17 protein-coding genes and 1 pseudogene are annotated in these 18,452 nt (G+C 71.7%); 14 read left to right on the top strand and 4 right to left on the bottom strand.

Annotation, left to right across the window (positions count from 1 at the left end):
* Nucleotides 1–12 precede the first annotated feature (12 nt).
* The 5 genes from ACIF83_RS23960 to ACIF83_RS23940 all read left to right on the top strand — a co-directional run bounded on the left by ACIF83_RS23960 (nucleotide 13) and on the right by ACIF83_RS23940 (nucleotide 4,407).
* Entirely contained in the window at nucleotides 13–1,374 is a 1,362-nt protein-coding gene (locus ACIF83_RS23960) for a cytochrome P450 (RefSeq protein WP_393484097.1), read from the top strand.
* Between the two features lie 96 nt (nucleotides 1,375–1,470).
* Complete coding sequence (locus tag ACIF83_RS23955; RefSeq protein ID WP_393484094.1) at nucleotides 1,471–2,718, top strand: cytochrome P450; 1,248 nt, start codon at nucleotides 1,471–1,473, stop codon at nucleotides 2,716–2,718.
* A complete protein-coding gene (locus ACIF83_RS23950; protein WP_393484091.1) occupies nucleotides 2,715–3,512 on the top strand; it encodes an enoyl-CoA hydratase/isomerase family protein in 798 nt (265 codons plus the stop codon). Before ACIF83_RS23955 ends, ACIF83_RS23950 begins: the two co-directional genes overlap by 4 nt.
* 92 nt (nucleotides 3,513–3,604) lie before the next feature.
* Nucleotides 3,605–4,003, top strand: a complete 399-nt coding sequence (locus tag ACIF83_RS23945) for a DUF4440 domain-containing protein (RefSeq protein ID WP_398141203.1) — start codon at nucleotides 3,605–3,607, stop codon at nucleotides 4,001–4,003.
* A gap of 29 nt (nucleotides 4,004–4,032) precedes the next feature.
* A complete protein-coding gene (locus ACIF83_RS23940) occupies nucleotides 4,033–4,407 on the top strand; it encodes a hypothetical protein (RefSeq protein ID WP_398141204.1) in 375 nt (124 codons plus the stop codon).
* 120 nt (nucleotides 4,408–4,527) lie between these two features.
* On the opposite strand, the gene snpA is transcribed toward ACIF83_RS23940, so the two are convergent.
* A complete protein-coding gene (gene snpA, locus ACIF83_RS23935; protein ID WP_398141205.1) occupies nucleotides 4,528–5,211 on the bottom strand; it encodes a snapalysin in 684 nt (227 codons plus the stop codon).
* A gap of 187 nt (nucleotides 5,212–5,398) precedes the next feature.
* Between snpA and ACIF83_RS23930 the strand changes: the two genes are divergently transcribed.
* From ACIF83_RS23930 to ACIF83_RS23920, 3 genes are all read left to right on the top strand, one after another.
* Nucleotides 5,399–6,367 carry a LysR family transcriptional regulator gene (locus ACIF83_RS23930; RefSeq protein WP_393484080.1) on the top strand — a complete coding sequence of 323 codons (969 nt, stop codon included), beginning with the start codon at nucleotides 5,399–5,401 and terminating at the stop codon, nucleotides 6,365–6,367.
* A gap of 111 nt (nucleotides 6,368–6,478) precedes the next feature.
* Nucleotides 6,479–7,336, top strand: a complete 858-nt coding sequence (locus ACIF83_RS23925; protein ID WP_393484077.1) for an alpha/beta fold hydrolase — start codon at nucleotides 6,479–6,481, stop codon at nucleotides 7,334–7,336.
* A gap of 113 nt (nucleotides 7,337–7,449) precedes the next feature.
* The gene (locus tag ACIF83_RS23920; protein WP_399729745.1) at nucleotides 7,450–8,751 is read left to right on the top strand and encodes a hypothetical protein; all 1,302 of its coding nucleotides are present in this window, start codon (nucleotides 7,450–7,452) and stop codon (nucleotides 8,749–8,751) included.
* 36 nt (nucleotides 8,752–8,787) lie between these two features.
* Here ACIF83_RS23920 and ACIF83_RS23915 read toward each other — a convergent pair whose 3' ends face one another.
* Nucleotides 8,788–10,347: a hypothetical protein gene (locus ACIF83_RS23915; RefSeq protein ID WP_398141207.1), complete on the bottom strand. Its 1,560-nt coding sequence runs from the start codon at nucleotides 10,345–10,347 to the stop codon at nucleotides 8,788–8,790.
* Nucleotides 10,348–11,108: 761 nt separating this feature from the next.
* On the opposite strand from ACIF83_RS23915, the gene ACIF83_RS23910 reads away from it, so the two are divergent.
* From ACIF83_RS23910 to ACIF83_RS23895, 4 genes and pseudogenes are all read left to right on the top strand, one after another.
* The gene (locus ACIF83_RS23910) at nucleotides 11,109–11,759 is read left to right on the top strand and encodes a DedA family protein (protein WP_393484243.1); all 651 of its coding nucleotides are present in this window, start codon (nucleotides 11,109–11,111) and stop codon (nucleotides 11,757–11,759) included.
* Between the two features lie 277 nt (nucleotides 11,760–12,036).
* A pseudogene (locus ACIF83_RS23905) lies at nucleotides 12,037–12,131 on the top strand.
* 129 nt (nucleotides 12,132–12,260) lie between these two features.
* Nucleotides 12,261–13,376, top strand: coding sequence for an aromatic acid exporter family protein (locus ACIF83_RS23900; protein WP_399729741.1), 1,116 nt, complete (start codon nucleotides 12,261–12,263; stop codon nucleotides 13,374–13,376).
* Complete coding sequence (locus tag ACIF83_RS23895) at nucleotides 13,373–14,518, top strand: PP2C family protein-serine/threonine phosphatase (RefSeq protein WP_399729738.1); 1,146 nt, start codon at nucleotides 13,373–13,375, stop codon at nucleotides 14,516–14,518. Before ACIF83_RS23900 ends, ACIF83_RS23895 begins: the two co-directional genes overlap by 4 nt.
* Before the next feature lie 36 nt (nucleotides 14,519–14,554).
* Here ACIF83_RS23895 and ACIF83_RS23890 read toward each other — a convergent pair whose 3' ends face one another.
* Nucleotides 14,555–15,376: an aminoglycoside adenylyltransferase domain-containing protein gene (locus ACIF83_RS23890; RefSeq protein ID WP_399729735.1), complete on the bottom strand. Its 822-nt coding sequence runs from the start codon at nucleotides 15,374–15,376 to the stop codon at nucleotides 14,555–14,557.
* A 10-nt stretch (nucleotides 15,377–15,386) separates the two neighbouring features.
* On the bottom strand, nucleotides 15,387–15,737 hold the full coding sequence (locus ACIF83_RS23885; RefSeq protein ID WP_399729732.1) for a DoxX family protein: 351 nt from the start codon (nucleotides 15,735–15,737) through the stop codon (nucleotides 15,387–15,389).
* A gap of 61 nt (nucleotides 15,738–15,798) precedes the next feature.
* Here ACIF83_RS23885 and ACIF83_RS23880 point away from each other — a divergent pair, with 61 nt between their 5' ends.
* Nucleotides 15,799–16,695 carry a LysR family transcriptional regulator gene (locus tag ACIF83_RS23880; protein ID WP_393484061.1) on the top strand — a complete coding sequence of 299 codons (897 nt, stop codon included), beginning with the start codon at nucleotides 15,799–15,801 and terminating at the stop codon, nucleotides 16,693–16,695.
* 184 nt (nucleotides 16,696–16,879) lie between these two features.
* Nucleotides 16,880–18,436 carry a hypothetical protein gene (locus ACIF83_RS23875; RefSeq protein ID WP_399729729.1) on the top strand — a complete coding sequence of 519 codons (1,557 nt, stop codon included), beginning with the start codon at nucleotides 16,880–16,882 and terminating at the stop codon, nucleotides 18,434–18,436.
* Nucleotides 18,437–18,452: the final 16 nt, after the last annotated feature.

Below are 18,452 nucleotides of genomic sequence, written 5' to 3'. Positions count from 1 at the left end.
AGCCTCCCCCACATGCAGCAGCGTCCCGGCATACAAGGGCCACCGCCCGGCTGCCCTGCGCACGGCAATGTTCCGCTCTACGGCCCGCAGTTCGGCTCCGATCCCGACGCCACCTACGCGTACCTGCGCAGCCTCGGGCCGAGTGCGCCGGTCGACATCGCCCCGGGCGTGGAGGTCGAGCTGGTCACCAGCTACGACGCCGCCCTGTACATCCTGCAGAACCCCGCTTCGTTCGTCCGGGACTCGCGGCGCTGGCGGGCGCTGAACGAGGGGCGGGTGCCCGAGGACAGCCCGGCGCTGCCCATGATGGGGTACCGGCCCAACGCGCTGTTCAGCGACGGAGCGGCACACGCCCGCCTCCGCCAGGCCGTCACCGACAGTCTGGCCACCGTCAACGAGATCCAGCTGGTCCGGCAGACCCAGCAGTCCGCCGACTACCTGGTCAGCCGGTTCAGCTCCGACCGGCTCGGGCAGGCGGAGCTGATGGCCGAGTACGCGCAGCCGCTGCCACTGCTGGTCTTCAGCGACCTGTTCGGGTGCCCGCCCGAGATCGGCGACCGGGTGATCGTCGGGATCAGCGGCATCTTCGACGGTACGGCCGGTGCGGACCAGGTGCTGGGCGAGGCGCTCGGGGAGCTGATCGCGCTCAAGCGGCGCAGGCCCGGCAGCGACCTGACGACCCGACTGATGGAGCACTCCGCGGCACTGACCGACGAGGAGGTGCTGCACCAGCTCGTGACGCTGCTCTCGGGCGGCACCGCGCCCCTCTCGGCGACGATCGGCACCAGCAGCGCGCTGATCCTCGGCGATGACTGGCAGACCGGCCTGCCGGTCGAGGACGCGGTCGGCCAGGCCCTGTGGAACTACGCGCCGATCGCCAACTACGCGGCCCACTACCCCGCCCACGACGTGGAGTTGGGCGGCCGGATGCTCCGCGCGAACGACCCGGTGGTGATCTCCTTCGCGGCCGCCAACACCGATCCCCGGCTGGCGGAGCACCGCGAGCAGCTCAGTGCCAAGGCCCATCTGTCCTTCGGGGCCGGGCCGCACGCCTGCCCCGCCAAGGACCCGGCCTTCGTGATCGCCGTCACCGCCGTCGAGTCCCTTCTCAACCGGCTGCCCGACATCGAGGTCCGGGTGCCGTTCAAGGACTTGAGCTGGGTGCCCGCTCCCTGGAGCCGGTCCCTGGTGGCGCTGCCGGTCCGGTTCACGCCGCGCACCGTGGCGCCGACGCCCGCCCAGGCACCGCAGCAGCCTGCCGCGGCCACCGCGCACCACGGCCCGGGCACCGTGCCACAGCCTGCGGCGCCGGCCGCGTCCAAGCCCAAACCGGGTCTCTTCAGCCGGTTCCTGGCATGGACCAGGGGAGAGTGACGTAGTCAACTCTCCACGCCGATAGTCATCTTGTATGTATCAGCAAACGGGGGGGTATGCATGGCGGCTGATACGTGAGAGCAAGAAGGGGACATCGTGGAGATTGCGATAACTCCGCCCGTCGACAGACGTTTTGCCGTTTCGCTGTTCTCCCGCTTAAGGACGGCGAAGGGCCAGGCCAATCCCTTTCCGATCTATGGAGAGCTGCGGTCGAGGGGCGGAGTCGTCGCAGCCCCCTGGGGCGGGCACCTCGTGACCGCCTTCGACGTGTGCGACCAGGTGCTGCGCAGCCGTGACTGGCTGGAGCCCGACGCACGATGGCGGGAGCAGCAGGGAGACGGCACACGCTGGACGGCCCTGTCCTCGCGCGAGATGAGCCGGACACTGCCCGCGCTCAATCCTCCGGACCACACCTGGGTGCGCCGGTCGGCAGGCATGTTCGACCGCACCTCACTGGAGCAGCTGCGCGGGACGGTGAGCATCAGCACGACCAGGCTCCTCGACTCGCTCGCCGAGCGGCTGCACGACGGCGAGGCGGACTTCAACGCCCTGGTCGGCGAGGAGCTGCCCGTCGCCACCATCGGGCACTGGCTCGGGCTGCCGACCGCCGACTTCCCCCGGCTGCGGGAACTGACCCACGACCAGGTCTTCACCCAGGAACTGCTGCCGTCGGCCAGCCAGCTGGCGAAGTCGGACGCGGCCACGGCGGAGCTGCGGACCTACTTCATGGACCTGGTGCGCCGACGCAGGACCCGACCCGGCGACGACCCCGTCTCACGGTGGATCACGGTGTGGGACGCCATGGAGACCGACCAGGACAAGGCGGACGAGGCGGTCTACTTCCTCGCGTTGTTCGTGCTGCTGGCGGCGCTGGAGACGACGGCCACGCTGCTGTCGACGATGACTCTCCTGCTGCTGGAACATCCCCGGCAGTGGGACTGGCTCACCGTGCACCCCGAACTCGTTCCCGCTGCCGTCGAAGAATCGTTGCGCTACGACCCGCCCACACATGTCATCAGCCGCGTTTCCTCCCGGGACGGCGTCCTCGGCGGCGTCGAGGTCCGCAAGGACGAGATGGTCCACCTCATGGTGGGCGCGGCCAACCGGGACCCTGCCAAGCACGAGGATCCCGAACTGTTCAACCTGCACCGCAAACCGGCGCACCTCGCCTTCAGCGGTGGCATCCACTACTGCCTCGGGGCTCCCCTGGCCCGTATGGAGGCACAGACCCTGCTCCACCAGCTGGTCAGGCGCTTCCCCCGCCTCACCCTCGTACGCAGGCCGACCTGGGCGCCACGTGTGGCCTTCCGGCGCCTGCTGAACCTGGACGTCGCCCTCTCATGACCGACATGATCAACACCTCCCCCCACTTCCCCTACAAGGCGCTGCACGTCGAACACGACGGACCGGTCCTCCGGGCCTGCTTCAACCCCTCGGCACAGGACAGCACGCTGACCGTCGCCGCCCTCGACGACCTCGCCGCCCTCCTCCACAGCCTCCACGACCGGCCCGACATCCGGGTGCTGATCCTCTCTGCCGCAGGTGCGGACTTCTGTCTCGGCGCGGACCGGGTCGAGTACCAGGCGGCGCTGGCCGAGGACCCGACCGGAGCCGCCATGCGCCGGATCGCGGACAAGGCTCACCGCGTGTGCGACGCGCTGGAGAACACGCACGCGGTCACTGTCGCCAGGCTCCACGGCAAGGTGGTGGGCGCCGGTCTCGCGCTCGCCTCCTTCTGCGACCTGCGCGCCGGAGCCGACAGCTGCCGGTTCCGCATGCCCGAGATCGGCCTCGGTCTGCCGCCCGCCTGGGGAGGCGCCATGGGCCGCCTGATCGCCGAGGGCGGAGCCGCCAGGATCCGCGAACTCATGCTCACCTGTGAGACCTTCGACGCGGCCACCGCCCACCGGCTCGGCCTCCTGCACAAGGTCGCCCCGCTCGACGAACTGGACGCGGCCGTGGGCGCCTGGGTACGCCCGCTCGTCCGGCGCCCGCCCGAAGCCCTCACCCTCACCAAGCGCATGTTCGCGGGCTACTCACGGGCCAACCGCACGGCCGACGTCGCCCTGCTGGACGCGCATCTCCTCACCGCACAGCTCAACCAGGCCCGCCCCCAGCGCATGGCCGAGCACTCCTAGGGAATCAGCGCCCGGTCAACGGCGACCGGGCGGCACCCCGGCCCCACCCCTTTTCCCTGTGCGGACCTTCGGGTGCGTGGTAGCTTCGCACGGTGTCCAAGATCGAGATCGACGCGGTGACGGCCGAGTTCTTCGGCGCCTTCGACAACCGCGGCGGCAGACCTGCCGAGGTGGCACGCATCCGACGGCTCGTCCTCCCCTCCGGCGTCATCGTCATGACCGGCCCGGAGTTCACCGTCTACACCGTGGACGAGTTCATCGAGCCCCGCCGGCAGTTGCTCTCCGACGGCCGGCTCGTCGAGTTCTCGGAGTGGGAGACCTCCGAACACACCGAGATCGTGGGCGACATCGCGTCCCGTGTGAGTGAGTACCGCAAGTCCGGGATCATGAACGGTGAGCCGTTCGAGGGCGGCGGTACCAAGACCCTGCAGTTCGTGCGCACTCCTGACGGCTGGCGCATCGCGGCACTCGCCTGGTTCGACCGGCCGTGAGGAAGGAGCGCCGTCTCCGTCGCCTCGTCTTGGGTGAGACGGTCTGGTACTGGACCGTCCGGCAGCACATCAGGCCCGCTTACGGCGACTGCCGCCTCACTCTCTCCTTCATCACCGGCGGAATCACCGAGGACACCGGCCGCCGGCTTTCCCTGGTCTTTGTTCCCCGCACGAACGGGGTTGTCTCGAACACCTACTTCGAGTCGGGCACCGTGGTGCGCCTGCCGGACCGCAGCCACCTCAACCTCTACGAGCCCGGGACGGCACGCCGCCTCCTGGACGCCGCGATGCCCGCCCTGGAGGCACAGCCGGCGGTGCGGACCGTGGCGGTGGACGGCTGGCCGTACTTCGCCGAGGTCGTCGACCGCGGGGACCAGTCGGCCGGCGGCCACGAACCCGCGTGAGGGGGGCCGTGCCCGGGTGGCACGGCCCCCTCCGGTCGCAGACGGATGGGTCTCGGACGGTCGGCGCACCTTGTCGTGCGTCAGTGCGCCTTGGTCCGGGTCAGTGCACCATGTTGCAGATCAGTGCACCTTGTCCAGCTTGTCGAGCGCCTTGGCGAGGCCGCCCGCCCACAGCTGGTTCACGCGGGCGCGCTCGGCCGCGTTCGGGTAGCGGTTGGTGCAGGACGGGCCGGGGCCACCGCCCGACATCAGTTCGCTGCACGGGCCGCTGTAGTGGTCCGGCAGCCCCAGCACGTGACCGGTCTCGTGCGCGGCGACGCGGATCGAGTCGTACTGCCTGTTCTGCGCGTAGTCGAGGAAGATGTAGCCGTTGCCGTGGCCGTCCGTGGAGGCGTAGGACCCCTCGGGGTCGTTGCCCTCGTAGTAGGCGAAGTCGGCGCCGCCCGAGGTCGCCTGCAGCTTGACGTTCGAGACGGAGCTGTTCCATATCGACGCGGCGCTCGATATCTGCGAACGGAAGCTCGGCGCCTGGGAGGCGTCGTAGTAGACGGTCACCGACCGCAGGCCCGGGTGTGCCGCCTGCTTCTTGGCGACCGAGGCCAGCACGGCCTCGAAGAACGCCTTGTTGTTGCCCGCCTCGCCGGCCGGGCCCGTGTAGCGGGCGTGCGGTATGGCCGTGGAACCGCTGGTCCGGGCGCTCGCCGGGATCGCGGTGCCCAGTGCCGCGAACGCCAGACCCAGGCCGAGCGCCAGCGCTCTCCTGGAGGCCTTCACGGAAGGGGAGGACGTACGGGTCGACGTCATGTGGGGGGTGCTCCTACTCGTTCGTGTGGGGTGGTGAACGATCGGTTGACCCTGAGTTTCCGCCGGACCGGCAGTCGGCGGATGATGGCAACTGGGGATAGCGTCCGGCTATCACGCCCAACTCCGGCCGATCCGTTGGTGTTTGAACATCTGGCGCCTCATCAGCCACTGCCCTTACGCTCCGTGCATGGAGCTCGAGGTGAGGCACTTGCGCGTCCTGTGCGCCATCGCCGACGCCGGCAGTCTGCACCAGGCCGCTCGCGAACTGGGCATGGCCCAGCCCTCGTTGAGCACCCAGCTGCGCCGCATCGAGCACACGCTCGGCGGCCGGCTCTTCACCCGTGACCGTACCGGCAGCCGCCTCACCCCGCTGGGACACCTCGTGGTCAGCCGCGCCCGGCCGCTCGTCGCCGAACTCGCCGCGCTCGTGGCCGAGACGAGGGCAGCGGCCGCTCGTGCCGCGGGCGGTCCCCGGCTGCGCATCGGGGCCACGGCCAGCCGGGCCCTGCCGGGCTGGCTCCGCCGGTTGCGCGCCCGGGTCCCCCCGGTCGAGCCCAGCCTCCAGATGGACGTGTCCGCGAACTCCCTGCTGTTGATGGTCGCCGAGGGCAGGCTCGACCTGGCCTTCGTGCACGAGGTCGAGGGCAGCCCGCTGCGTGTTCCGGCCGGACTGCGCCTGCGGGTCCTGGTGGAGCGCGAACCGCAGTTCGTCACCCTGGCCGCCGACCACCCCGCGGCGGCGCAGCACGAGATACCCCTGACCGACCTCGCCCACGAGCGCTGGATGATCGACTCCACGGTCGACGGCGAATGGGACGGGCTGTGCCGGGTGCTGCGCAAGGCAGGGATCGAACCCGACCTGCTGCACGGCGACTATCTCAGCGCCTACTCCCTGGCCGCCATCGGTGAGGTCGTCACGGTCAGCCAGCCGACCGCGCGCCCCCGCCCCGACCTCGCCATCCGCCCGCTGCAGGGCGACCCGATAGGGGTACGGCTGCTGCTCGCGGCCCGAACGGCGGCCGAACTCGACAACGGCGTCGTCGAGTTGGAGGAGTCCTACTGGGAGGCGGCCCATCAGGCCCCGGCGTATCAGGAATGGCTGGAGCGCAGAAGACCCGGACGACCGGTCCGGCCGCTCCGCTCGGTACGGTCCTGAGGGTGCCGGCCTCACGGACCGTCGCCCACTCTGCCGAGCGATGAGTTCCGGGAGTCCGCGGGGTCAGTTACGCAGCCGAGCACCCGGCACCCACCCGGAAGGACCCGCGCAGTGACGAACGTCCACGTGACCGAATCCGACCTGGAGCTGCCCGACGGGCGCAGACTGCACGTCTACGACACCGGCGCCGGCGGATCCGGCGCTCTCCCCGTCTTCTGGCATCACGGCACACCCAACGTGGGCCTGCCGCCCAGGCCCCTCTTCCCCGCCTCCGCCCGGCTCGGGGTCCGCTGGGTGTCGTACGACCGCCCCGGATACGGCGGTTCGACCCCGCTCGACGCCCGCAGCATCGCATCGGCCGCCGCCGACGTCACCCACATCGCCGACGCCCTCGGCATCGACCGGTTCGCCGTCATGGGTCACTCCGGGGGCGCCTCGCACGCCCTGGCGTGTGCCGCCGTACTGCCGGAGCGGGTGCTCGGCGTGGTCGAGGTGTCGGGTCTGGCCCCGTTCGACGCCGAGGGGCTCGACTGGTTCGCGGGCATGGCCGCGTCCTGCCGGGCCTCACTGACCGCGGCAACGGCCGGCCGCCAGGCCAAAGAGCGGTACGAGACGGAGGCGCTGTACGACCCAGAGATGTTCACCCCGGCCGACCACGCGGCCCTGGCCGGTGACTGGTCCTGGTTCGAGGAAGTCGTCAAGCCGGCCGTGGCCGCCGGTCCGGGCGGGCTGGTCGACGACGACCTCGCCTACGTCCACGCGTGGGGCTGCGACCCCGGGTCGGTCACCGCGCCGGTCCTCGTCCTGCACGGGGGTCAGGACAGGATCGTGCCCAGCACGCACGGCGAGTGGCTGGCGAACCGCTGCCCGCGCTCGGAACTCCGGCTTCGACCGGACGACGGCCACCTCTCCGTCCTGAGCGACGCGGCCGCGGCTCTGGAGTGGCTGGTTCGGCACGCGAGGCAGTGACCTGCGGTCGGGCTCGGTACAACCCATGGACGGTGACGGAGGTCTCCTGTGCGGGAACGCCCGTTCCCGGACAGTTCAGCTGTCCGAAGCAGCCCATTCATACAGAGGATTTCATGCCCCCCACGCTCTCCGGCCCCCGTTTACTTCGCCGGACCGCCGGTGCCGTCGGCGCCGTCGCCCTGATCGCGCTCGGTGCCGCGCCCGCCGGCGCCACGGACGCGAGACCCGGTCTGGTGCTGGGCAGGATCGCCCCGATCGACGGAGTGCGACCCGGCAGCGAGCTCAAGGTCCCGGCCTCCTTCACCAACACCGGCACCGTGGCGCTCGACAAGGTCTGGATGTCGTACTCCGTCACCCGCGGGCTCAGCCACACCGAGGTGCCCTCCAACTGCCTGCGCTACGAGATCCCGTCCTTCGACGAGGCGCCCAGCTCCTCGGACGTGGTCTGCGAGTTCGACCAGCAGGTGGAGCCCGGCGTCGTCTACACGCCCGACCGGACCCTGGCCCTGAAGGCACTCGACCGCGCCCTGTACGACGAGTTGCGGGTGACGGTCGCCACGTACGATCCCGCGTTCACGGACGCCGGCCCGCCGCCCGTGCGGGGTACGGGCCCGGCGGTGAAGCTCGTCGAGCGGCCCGACGAGACCCCGGCCGCCCCGGGCTCCGCCCGGCACGAGGAGTGGGACGCGGCGACCGTGAAGGTGACCGCGAAGAACACGGCCGACTTCCAGGTGACCGGCGCCCGGCTGAAGGGCAAGGTCGGGGACACGGTCCCGCTGGTGGTGCAGTTCACCAACGCCGGGCCGGGCTGGGTACTCCGGGAGATCGGCTCGGGGGCGACCCGCGTGCACATCAAGGTGCCGGCCGGTACGTCGGTCACCAAGACCGACGGGTTCTGCAAGAGCGTGGGTTCGCGGACGTACGAGTGCGGCACCAGCGAGGCGTGGGTCGACGAGAACAGCGGGGAGACGTACGAGTTCCGGCTGAAGATCAACAAGGTGGTGTCCGGGGCCAAGGGCTCGGTGGCACTCGCGGGAGAGCCCCGGCCGTTCGACACCGAGAAGGCGAACGACACCGCGGACATCCTGCTCGACGTCTCCGGTGACGGCTCCACGGGCGGCAGCGGCTCGACGGGCTCCACCGGGGGCTCCGCCACGGGGTCCACCGGCGGATCCGGTTCCGGCACCGGCTCCGGGTCCGGGTCCGGATCCAGTTCAGGTTCGGCTTCCGGCTCCTCCTCCAGCGCCACGGGCGGCACCACCACCGGCACCTCGGGTTCCTACTCCACGGGCGGTCACCTGGCGAGCACCGGCACCGGCTCGGTCCTGCCGCTCACGGCAGCCGCGGTCGGGGCCGTGGTCCTCGGCACGGGCACCGTCCTGGTGGTACGCCGTCGCGCAGGCCGGCGGGACTGACGAGCGGCGGGGCGGGCCTCGGCCCGCCCCGCACGGTCAGTAGCTGGAGCCCAACGTCCGTGTCGTGTAGGCGCATTCCGTGTAGATGTACCCGGACCGGAGCTTGGCCGTGTCCGAGGCCGGTGTGGCGGTGCTGTCGCCGTGCGGCTTGTGCACGAAGTACGTGGTCCCGACGGGAAGGCTGAGCGTCCGCTGCGGGTAGTTCTTGCCGCCGTTGCAGGGCTTGAAGCCGATCCTCAGCGTGTCGGCGAGGCCGTACGACTTGCAGCTGCCGCACCCCTTGAGTGTGAAGCTGCCGGTGACCGGTCCGGTGTAGAGGACGGTGACGTCGTCGGGGCTGTCGTTCTTGACCGTGACGGTGATGCTGCCGCCGGAGGCGGTGGTGGGCAGCTTCTTCCCGGCGGCCGGCAGGGTCTGGGCCACCTCGGCTCCGATGGCGATCTTCTTGGCCCGATCCCGGTTCTTGCCGCTCTTGTTGTCGGAGACGTACTGCTCCATGGTCTTTTGGGCCGCGTCGAAGTCGCCGTCCTTGTACTGGTCGACGCCGCAGGCGTACTCCCCCGCGTCACCGCTCCGGTCGGCCCGGTCGGCGGACTTCGTGAGACCGCCGACCCCGTTCCCGGCCGACCCGGAGAGGTCGGTGATCCGAGTGTTCAGGTCTCGCAGCTTCTCGACGGCGCTGCAGGGTGCGTCGCCGTGGACGTCCTTCTCGGCCTTCTTCACCGCCGCGTCCACGGCGGGTGCGACCTTGGTCGCCGACTCGGACTGCGGGAAGGTCGTCAGCAGGTCGTCGAAGCGTGCGACCCAGTCGGCCCGACCCGCCGCCAGGCCGGCCGTTCCGCACTCGTACAGCGAGGTGGCGAGCCGGTCGTCGGGCCACTGGGTGAGCGAGCCGAGTTCCTTCTTCGGCATGAAGCGGGGCACCGTACGCAGGTACTTCAGAGGCTCGATCGCGTCGCAGTACTCCTGGTGTCCGTAGGCCGCGCCGACCGTGGTGTAGAAGCTCCGCATCCGGTCGGGTACCTGGGCGGCGGCGCGGGAGCCGGAGTGCTCGGCCGCCAGTTCCCGGTAGATCTCCAGGGCCGAGCCGTAGTCGTCCCGGTCGGTGGCGAAGCTGTGCCGTCCCGCCTTGGTCACCAGATGGTCGGCCTGCTCAAGGCGGCCGAGGAGCGCCTGCTGCACGGCTTCCTCGTGCGCGTCGTCGTACCACACCACGCCTGCGGCCGGTACGGCGAGCAGCAGCACGCCGAGCAGGAGGGCGAGGGGCGCTCGGCCCGGCCAGGTGAGTCGGGTGCGCAGTCCGGCGATCGCTCCGTGGACGGCGGCCAGGAGCAGGAGCAGGACGTAGCCCGTGAGCGCGGCCCCCGGGACGCCGTCGGCGTCGGCGGGCAGGGCCACGAACAGCAGGACGACGGTGGACGCCAGGCAGGCGGCCATCAGGACCCATCTTCGCAGGAGTGCGTACCCGAGGCCGAGTCCGCTCAGGTTGAGTACCGCCACGGCGACCGCCCGCCCGCCGTCCGGCGGCGCGGGTGGCGGAGCCGTGGGCATCGGTGGTGCGACGAATCCCTGGTACGGACCGTACGGATCGGACATGTTGGGCTCCCCCCGTCAACTGCCCCCGAAATACTGCGGATCGGCAGTGTAAGGCTGGGGCCACGGACCTGACAGAGGGTGTCCGGACAATGGTCCGGCTGGGGACGGAGGGCCTGGTGACGGCGTGGGAAGGCCCTCCGACCCTGTCTGCCGCCAGCCGCGCAGGGCGGCCATGTTGCGGTAGCCGATCGCCGCATGTTCCAGGGACTGCCCCGGGTTGGTCGCGCACGGCCTACGGCTTCCTCCTCGACGGCGGCCCGCTCGACGCACAGGGCCACCCGACCCGCAGCTCCGGCATCCGCGAGCTGGAGTACATCCTGGACCATCCGGTCGACGGCGAGTCCTTGGGGCAGCTGATCGTCATGGCCGCCGGCGCCGACGCCCGGGTCAGGGTGGCCGCGCTCCGTGCACTGGCGTGCGGCCGGTGCAAGGGCGACACCTGTGCGCCCGGCCGGCGCGGACGGCCGGGTCGTGACGGCCCGGACCGGCACGGACGGCGTCAACAGCGGCGGAATCGCGGCGCAGCAGCTCACGGTGGGCCGCCAAGGCACGCTGCGGGTCGCCCGGGCAGGAGACGAGAGCGTCGTTTGTCGGTTCTGACGAATCCGAGCACGACGTCAGCCTCGGGGCGCGCGAGGGAGCCCGGCAAAAGAGTTTCCGGCCCGTTGCGGTCCCGTCCACCCGGCTGTCCGGGCACCTGGACCGCGGCCACGTGACACTTGAGGGAAGCGACGGACGAGCGGGGCCGGGAGGCGAGGGCGGTGATCGCGGTCAATCCGACCGACAGCGCCTCGCTGCTCGCTGCCTTCGGTGCGCTGGCCGTCCTGATGGTGATCTTCGCCGAGTCGGGTCTGCTGGTCGTCGGCTTCTTCCTGCCGGGTGACACGCTGCTGTTCCCGGCCGGCGTGCTGTGCGCGGCGAGCGCTCAGCACTCGGCGCGGCTGGAGCTGTGGCAGGTGCTGCTGTGCGCGGCCGTCGGCGCCGTGGCGGGAGGCCAGGTGGGCTATCTGCTCGGGCGGCACGGCGGGCGGCCCCTGCTGGCCCGCACCTCGCGGCGGCGGGTGAAGGAGGGTACGGCCCAGGCGGAACGACTGCTGGCCCGCTACGGATACCGCAAGGCGCTGGTGATCGGCCGCTTCGTCCCGATGCTCCGCTCCGTGCTGCACCCGGCGGCCGGCGCACTCGGCGTTCCCGTACGGACGTTCACCGTGTGGCAGACCATCGGCGGACTGCTCTGGTCCCAGAGCCTGGTACTCGCCGGATATCTCCTGGGTTCCTCGGTGTCCCACGTCGACGACTACCTGTTGCCGGTGGTCGCGCTCATCGTCGTCGTCTCCTTGCTGCCCCTGCTGGCGGAGGCCCGCCGAACGCGGCGCGAACGGCGGGACCGCCCCGGTCAGACCGGCAGTTGACCGTGGTCAGCCGAACCCGCGGGCGAGGCCGAGCCGGCAGGCGGCGCACAGGTGGACGTCGAGGACGTACGGGGCCGTGGTCCCGCACCCGGTCGCCGCGGAACATGCGCAGCGCACCGGGATTGGAACCGAACCCGGTGACTTCGCCGAGGGGGGCGGCAGCGGCCGCCGTGCACGGCAAGGGGCTCGGCACGTCAGCGAGACATCACCGGCACGTCAGCGGTGCCTGGCACCGTAGTTGATGTGAACGGCACGGGAAACCGGAGGCCGGACACGGGGAGAGGTGCCCGGAGTGGCTGATCGGGGACCTACGAGCACGCCTCAAGGTCGGGCCCCACGGGGCCCACGCAGGTTCGAATCCTGCCCTCTCCGCCCACCACAGGCCTGACGCACTCCTTATTTGCCAGATGCCCTATTTGTCCGATTACCCTGGGGGGCTGTTGCCTCGAACCCGTCCAGGCGGGCTCGGGAAGTCCGGCAGAGGGAAGGAGCACGAAAGGCATGCGCAGCGCACGGATATCCGCCCTCGCTATGCCCTTCGGACGAGCCGGCTGCGCCGACGCCGCGCGGGCGACGGTGGCAGCAGGGCTGACCTGGCAGGTGTGCGTGAACCTGCTGCACACACCCCACCCCTACGTGGGCGCCGTGGCGGCACTGCTGATCGTCGAGGCGACGGTGGTGCGCACGGTCGCCGCCGCGACCCGGTACGCCGCGGGATGCCTGCTCGGCGTGATCGTCGCCGTACCCGCCGCCCTCTACGTCGAGCCAGGAATGGCGGGTCTGGGTCTCGTCGTCTTCGCCTCCGTCCTGCTGGCCCGGCACGAGCTGCTGGGCCACCACGGGCTGCACCTGCCGACGACGGCCCTGATCACCTTCGCCCTGGTCCGTGGCCGGCATCCCGCCGAGGTGGTCTCCCATCTCGCGGAGATCATGCTGGGCATCGCGTTCGGCCTGGCGTGCAGCGCGTTGCTGTTCCCGGCCGTACGGGTGCGGTCCGCGGAGCACGCCGTGGAGAGGCTGCGCACCCTGCTCGCCCGCCACCTCGACGGTCTCGCCGACGCGGTCGCCCGGCGGGAGCGGCCGCGGAACGTGCTCGGCTCCGGCTGGGAACGGGAACTCGACGTCGCACTGGCGCAGGCCCGTACCGCCGTGGACGAGGCGCACGAGAGCGTGCGCTGGAACGTACGCCCCATGGCTCGGCGCCGCCGCTGGCACCTGGACCGTCGCGTCATACGGACGCTCGCCGACGTGGAGCAGCAGGTGTGCGCGGCCGGACGACTCCTCGACACGCGCCCCGCGGTGAGCCGGGCCGGCCCTCGGGGCGAGGACACTCCCGCCGCCGACGGGTTCGCCGGACCGTACGCACGGTTGCTGCGCACGACGGCCCTGTGTGTCTACGGCTGCCGGGGCGGGCGGCCCCATCCCGCGCTGCCGGCGGCCCGTCACGCCCTCGCCCGCCTCGACAGACCCGGCCGTGATTCACCGGTCGACCGCGAAGCGGACCGCCATCTCGTCCATCACCTGGACGCGGTGCTGTCCTGCCTGACCACGTCCGTGCCCACCCCGACCCGACGGCACCGGGTGCTCAGCCCGCTGCGGCCCTCACGGCGACGATGACCTCTCACCCCACGGATCACCCGTACGGCAACACCGCGCCCACCGACATCACCGGCCGTACCCCGCCCGCCTGGAGCAGGCTGCCGCTCACCCTGACCCCCGTCCTGCTCCTGGTGGTCGTCGCCCTCACGGACCTGCTGACACCGGACTGGCTGCACGTCTCGCCGGCGATGGCCGCCGTGCCGGTCCTGGCCGCCGCCCTGCTCCCCGTGTGGGCGACGGCGACGCTCGCCTGCGCGGCGCTCTCGGTGACGGCGCTGCTGCAGACGGTCGCGGGACAGCTCGGCCGGCCGGACTCGGACGTCATCCTGGGCACCCTGGCCGTGGTCGGGCTCGCCTCGCTCGCCACCTGCTCGCTGCGCCGGCGCCGGGAACGGCAGCTGCGCCAGGTCCGCTCCGTCGCGGAGACCGCCCAGCGTGCGCTGATGCACCCGCTGCCGGGGCGGATCCGCTCGCTGGCCCTGTGCGGCGTGTATCTGCCGACCGAGTCGGAGGCCCGGATCGGCGGCGACTTCTACGAGGCCCTGCAGACGCCGTACGGCACCCGGATCCTGATCGGCGACGTGCGGGGCAAGGGACTGACGTCCGTCGGGGCCTCCGCGAACCTGCTCGGCGCGTTCCGGGAGCTGGCCGACCGTGAGGCCTCCCTGGCGACGGTGGCCCAGGGCTTGGACGAGCGCGCCCGACGGCAGATCGCGACGCTGGACGGCCAGGGCACGCAGGCACTGTTCACGGAGCGGTTCGCGACCGCCCTGCTGGTGGAGTTCCCGCCCGGCGAGGCATCGGCCCGCATCGTCCACTGCGGTCATCCCGAGCCGCTCGTCATGCGCGCGGGCCGGGTCCAAGCCCACCTGCCCGACCGGCCCGGGCCACCACTCGGCCTCGGCGACCTCCTGGCCGCGGCACCGGTCGCGACGACGTTGCCCTTCACCCCGGGCGACCGGCTCCTGCTGTACACGGACGGATTCATCGAGGCCCGGGACCGACTGGGCCGGTTCTACGACCTCCCCGCGCACGCCCGTACCCACGCGGACCGCCCGCTTCCGGCCATGGTCTCCGCCCTGCGCCGCGCCCTCCTGCACCACGTCGACGGCGACCTCGGCGACGACGCGGCGCTGGTGGCGCTGGAGCGGCTGCCGTGAGAGCGCCTGCACGCGTCCAGGGGCGAGCTGCACACTTCAGGGGCCGAGCCGCAGGCCCTCCTCGATCGCCATTGCGGCGAACGCGATCGTGTCCCGCAGGCGGGCGATCGGGTCACCCTCGTACTTGGAGGTGGCGGTGCCTTCGCGGATCCGCAGCGCTTCTTGGACGATCGGCTGCCAGCGCTCGTCGAATGCGGTCAGGGCATGGTGCCCGGCCCCGGTCTTCGAGGTGAGCCGATCGGTGGCCAGCATGTGGTGCAGGCGCGCGATACCGAGCACGAACCACTCGGTGACCCACTCGCCCCGCTCGACCGGGCCGTCGAAGACCCACTCCTGTCCGGCGCGGAGTTCATCGAGTTTCGACTTCCAGTACTCGTCGAGGTTGGCGTGGCTGTAGGCGCGGAGCGCGGTCCGGTCCGTCCATACATCGTCCGCTGTCAGCTGGGGGCCGCGTACGGTGACGGCTCGCTGGGCGAGTTCGTGCCAGGTGACCGGGTTGCGACTGAAGTGACCTGCGGGCCGGAAGTCCCACTCCTGGACGCACGGCACGTCCGGGCAGCCCTTCGGCGAGCCGGCCAGATCCGCGTGCGTGACGTGCAACCCGTCGAAGTACGGTCGTGGGTGACGACTGCTCAGCTCCACGAAGACCTCGCGGAGCGCGTCCATTGCCTTCTTTGAGGGCCGCTCGCTCAGCACCGCCAGGAAGTCGATGTCGCTGCGTCCGGGACGGAAGTCGCCGTACGTGAGCGACCCGTGCAGATACAGGCCCTGGACGAGCCCGGGGACGGCCTCGTCGGTCAACTGCAGGTAGCTCTCGACGGATCGGCGGACCTCGTCGGGCAGCGACAGCGGCGTCATGACGCCCACGCTAGACGATCACGGCCATCGCCAGCGCTCCCGAGGCCAGTACGAGGAACAGGCCCGGGAACGCGATGTTGTGGAGGACGCGTGCCCGTACGTGGACGGCCAGGGCGCCGATGTAGAACAGCACCAGGCCGAGACCGGCGGCGACGCCCAGGGGGCGAAGGCCCAACAGTCCCAGCAGGAGTCCCGCGGCCCCGGCCGCCTTCAGCAGAGCCAGGGGCCGGAGCCAGGCCGCCGGCACGCCGACCTCGCTCGAGTTGGCGAGGACGAACGGCGCCTCGGCGAAGTCGGCCGCCGCGATGCCGGCGTTGGCCAGGACGGCCGCACAGGTGACGAAAACGTAGGCGAGTTCCATGTCCCCACCCTCCCCGGGAAGCCGACACGCCGTCCAATACCTGTGTCTATAACCTGGTGGAATGGATGTCGACACCCGTCTTCTGCGCTCCTTCCTGGCCGTCGCGGAGGACGGTAGCCTCACCCGCGCCGCAGAGCGCGTCCATGTGTCCCAGCCGGCGCTCACGAAGCAGATCCGGCAGCTGGAAACCCAGCTCGGTGTACGGCTGTTCGACCGCTCGCGAGCCGGGATGGCACTGACCGGGCCCGGCCGCGAGCTCGCCCGTCTCGCCCCGAAGGTGCTCACGGCGTGGGACGGCGCCCGACGCGCCACCCGGGCCGCCGACCGGCAGGCCTCCCGGGTGCTGCGGGTCGGGTTCCTGGCGAGCGCGGCCAACGAGGCGACGCAGGAGATCGTCGCCGCGTTCGGCCGGAGCCGGCCCGGGTGGCGCGCCGAGCTGCGCCAGGCGGCCTGGACGAACCCGAGCGCCGGACTGGCCACCGGGGACGTGGACGTCGCACTGCTGCGGCTGCCCTTCCCGGGCCAGGATGCCCTGCGCGTCGAGCCGTTGTTCAGCGAGCCGCGCCGGGTCGCCCTGCCCGCCACGCACCCGCTGGCCGCGCGCGACACGATCGCCTTCCGCGAGCTGTGGGACGAGCCGTTCGTCGCCGCCCCGCAGGAGACCGGCGCGTGGCGCGACCACTGGCTGGCCGCCGACGAACGCGAGGGTCACCCCGTCCGCGTCGGCGCGGTCACCGAACAGCCCGACGACTGGCTGAACGCCATCGCCAACGGGTACGGAATCGCCCTCGCGCCCCAGTCCGCCGCACGGTTCTACGCCCGGCCCGGCGTCGTGTACCGACCGGTCACCGGGGTGAGCCCGACGCAAGTGGGCGTCGCGTGGGCACCCACCGACGACCGCAATCCGGTCGTACAGGACTTCGTCCGCTGCTGCCTCGACCTGGCAGGACAGGTGTGAGCGCCGGCCCGGACCGGTGACCGACTCCGGCCTCCCGCACGCTCCGAGTCGGCCGGGCCCGCACCTCGAACGCGGCCTTGTCCCCCGCCCGGCCCAATCCCGGTCCGCCGGAAGGGCGAGCACCCGTGAGGGGTGTGACCGTGGTGGAAGGGATCGGCGGGTGCACCTGTGACAAGGAGGCGGAATGGCCGAGACGGGCGGCGTGAGTGGCGTGGCGTGTACCACCGTGACGGGAGGCGACCCGTCCGGCGACGCCTTCGCGCAGGTGAGCGCGGTCGCCGATGCCGTCCTCTACGAGGGCTATCTGCTCTACCCGTACCGCCGCTCCTCGGCCAAGAACCGCGTCCGCTGGCAGTTCGGGGTGCTGTTGCCCCGGGACTGGGTGGAGGCGGACGGGCCCGTCACCCCGGGCCTCTCCGGTTCCGCGGACTCCTGGTACCAGCAGACCGAGTGCCTGGTGCGCGTGCGGCAGCCCGGAGCGGTCGTACGAGTGCGGATGCGGTACCTGCAGATGCAGCACAAGCAGGTGCAAGCTGCCGGTGCGGACGGGCGGTACCGCCCGGTCGAGTCGCTGCGCACCGACGACGGGACGGCCCATCTCACCTTCGACGAGGCGGTGCCGCACGAACTCGGTCTCGAGTGGCCGCTCGCCGATCTGCTGCGGGGCGAGTGCCGCGCCGAGGCCGGGGCGCCGCCCGCTGAACGGACGGAGCCGCTGCCCGGGGGTGCCGGTCGCGTGGTGCGGCGACGCGAACAGGTGCGGGCGCGGACGACGGTCGTGGCCGAGCGGATCACCGACGACGTGTGCCGGCTGCGGGTGCGCACCGAGAACACCGGGCGCGCACCGGATACCCGGGCCGCTCGGGGCGATGCGCTGCGGCATGCGCTGCTCGCCGCCCACACCCTGCTCGGCGGCGAGGGCGTGGAGTTCGTCTCGCTGATCGATCCGCCCGCGGATCTGCAGGGCCCCGTGCGCGACTGCCGTAACGCGTTCACCTTTCCTGTCCTGGGCGGCGAGCCGCAGGAGACGGGACCGGTCGGTCGGGTCGTCCTGTCCTCCCCGATCATCCTCCCGGACCGTCCGCAGGTGGCGCCGGAGAGCCCGGGCGACCTGCACGACGCGGCGGAGATCGACGAGATCCTGACGCTGCGCACGATGCTCCTGACGGACGAGGAGAAGGCCGAGGCGCGGGCCACCGACCCGCGGGCCGCGCAGATCCTGGACCGTGTCGACAGCATGCCCCAGGCGGTCTTCGCCCGGCTGCACGGCGCCATCCGCTCACTCACTCCGGTCACGCCCGCCGCCGTCGCCGAGGATCCGGCCGAACGGCCCGCGTGGTGGCAGGAGGGCGCCGACGAGGGGCTGTCCCCGACCACCGACACGGTGTTCGTGGACGGCGTCCCCGTCGGCGGCGGCAGCCGGGTGCGCCTGCGGCCGCGCGGCCGGGGTGCCGACGCCCAGGACATGTTCCTGGCCGGCCGGACCGCGCAGGTGGCGGCGGTCTTCCACGACGTGGACGGCAGCGTGCACCTCGCGGTGACCGTCGACGACGATCCCGCGGCCGAACTGCACGGCTGGTACGGCCGTTTCCACTACTTCCGGCCCGACGAGGTCGAACCGCTCGCAGGCGCGCACGCGCCGGGTCCCGCCGACCCGGTCCAACCACCCCGGCCGCAGTCCCCGCGGCCCCGATGTCCGGCCGACGGGCCGGAGGAGGGACGGCTCGATGGACGCCCCTGACCTGCCGGCGCACCCC

Origin of the sequence: Streptomyces sp. NPDC085866 (assembly GCF_044541035.1) — a bacterium.
Taxonomy (GTDB): domain Bacteria; phylum Actinomycetota; class Actinomycetes; order Streptomycetales; family Streptomycetaceae; genus Streptomyces.
The sequence above is the reverse complement of the archived record's forward strand: the minus strand, read 5'-3'. Positions and strand labels throughout refer to the sequence as shown.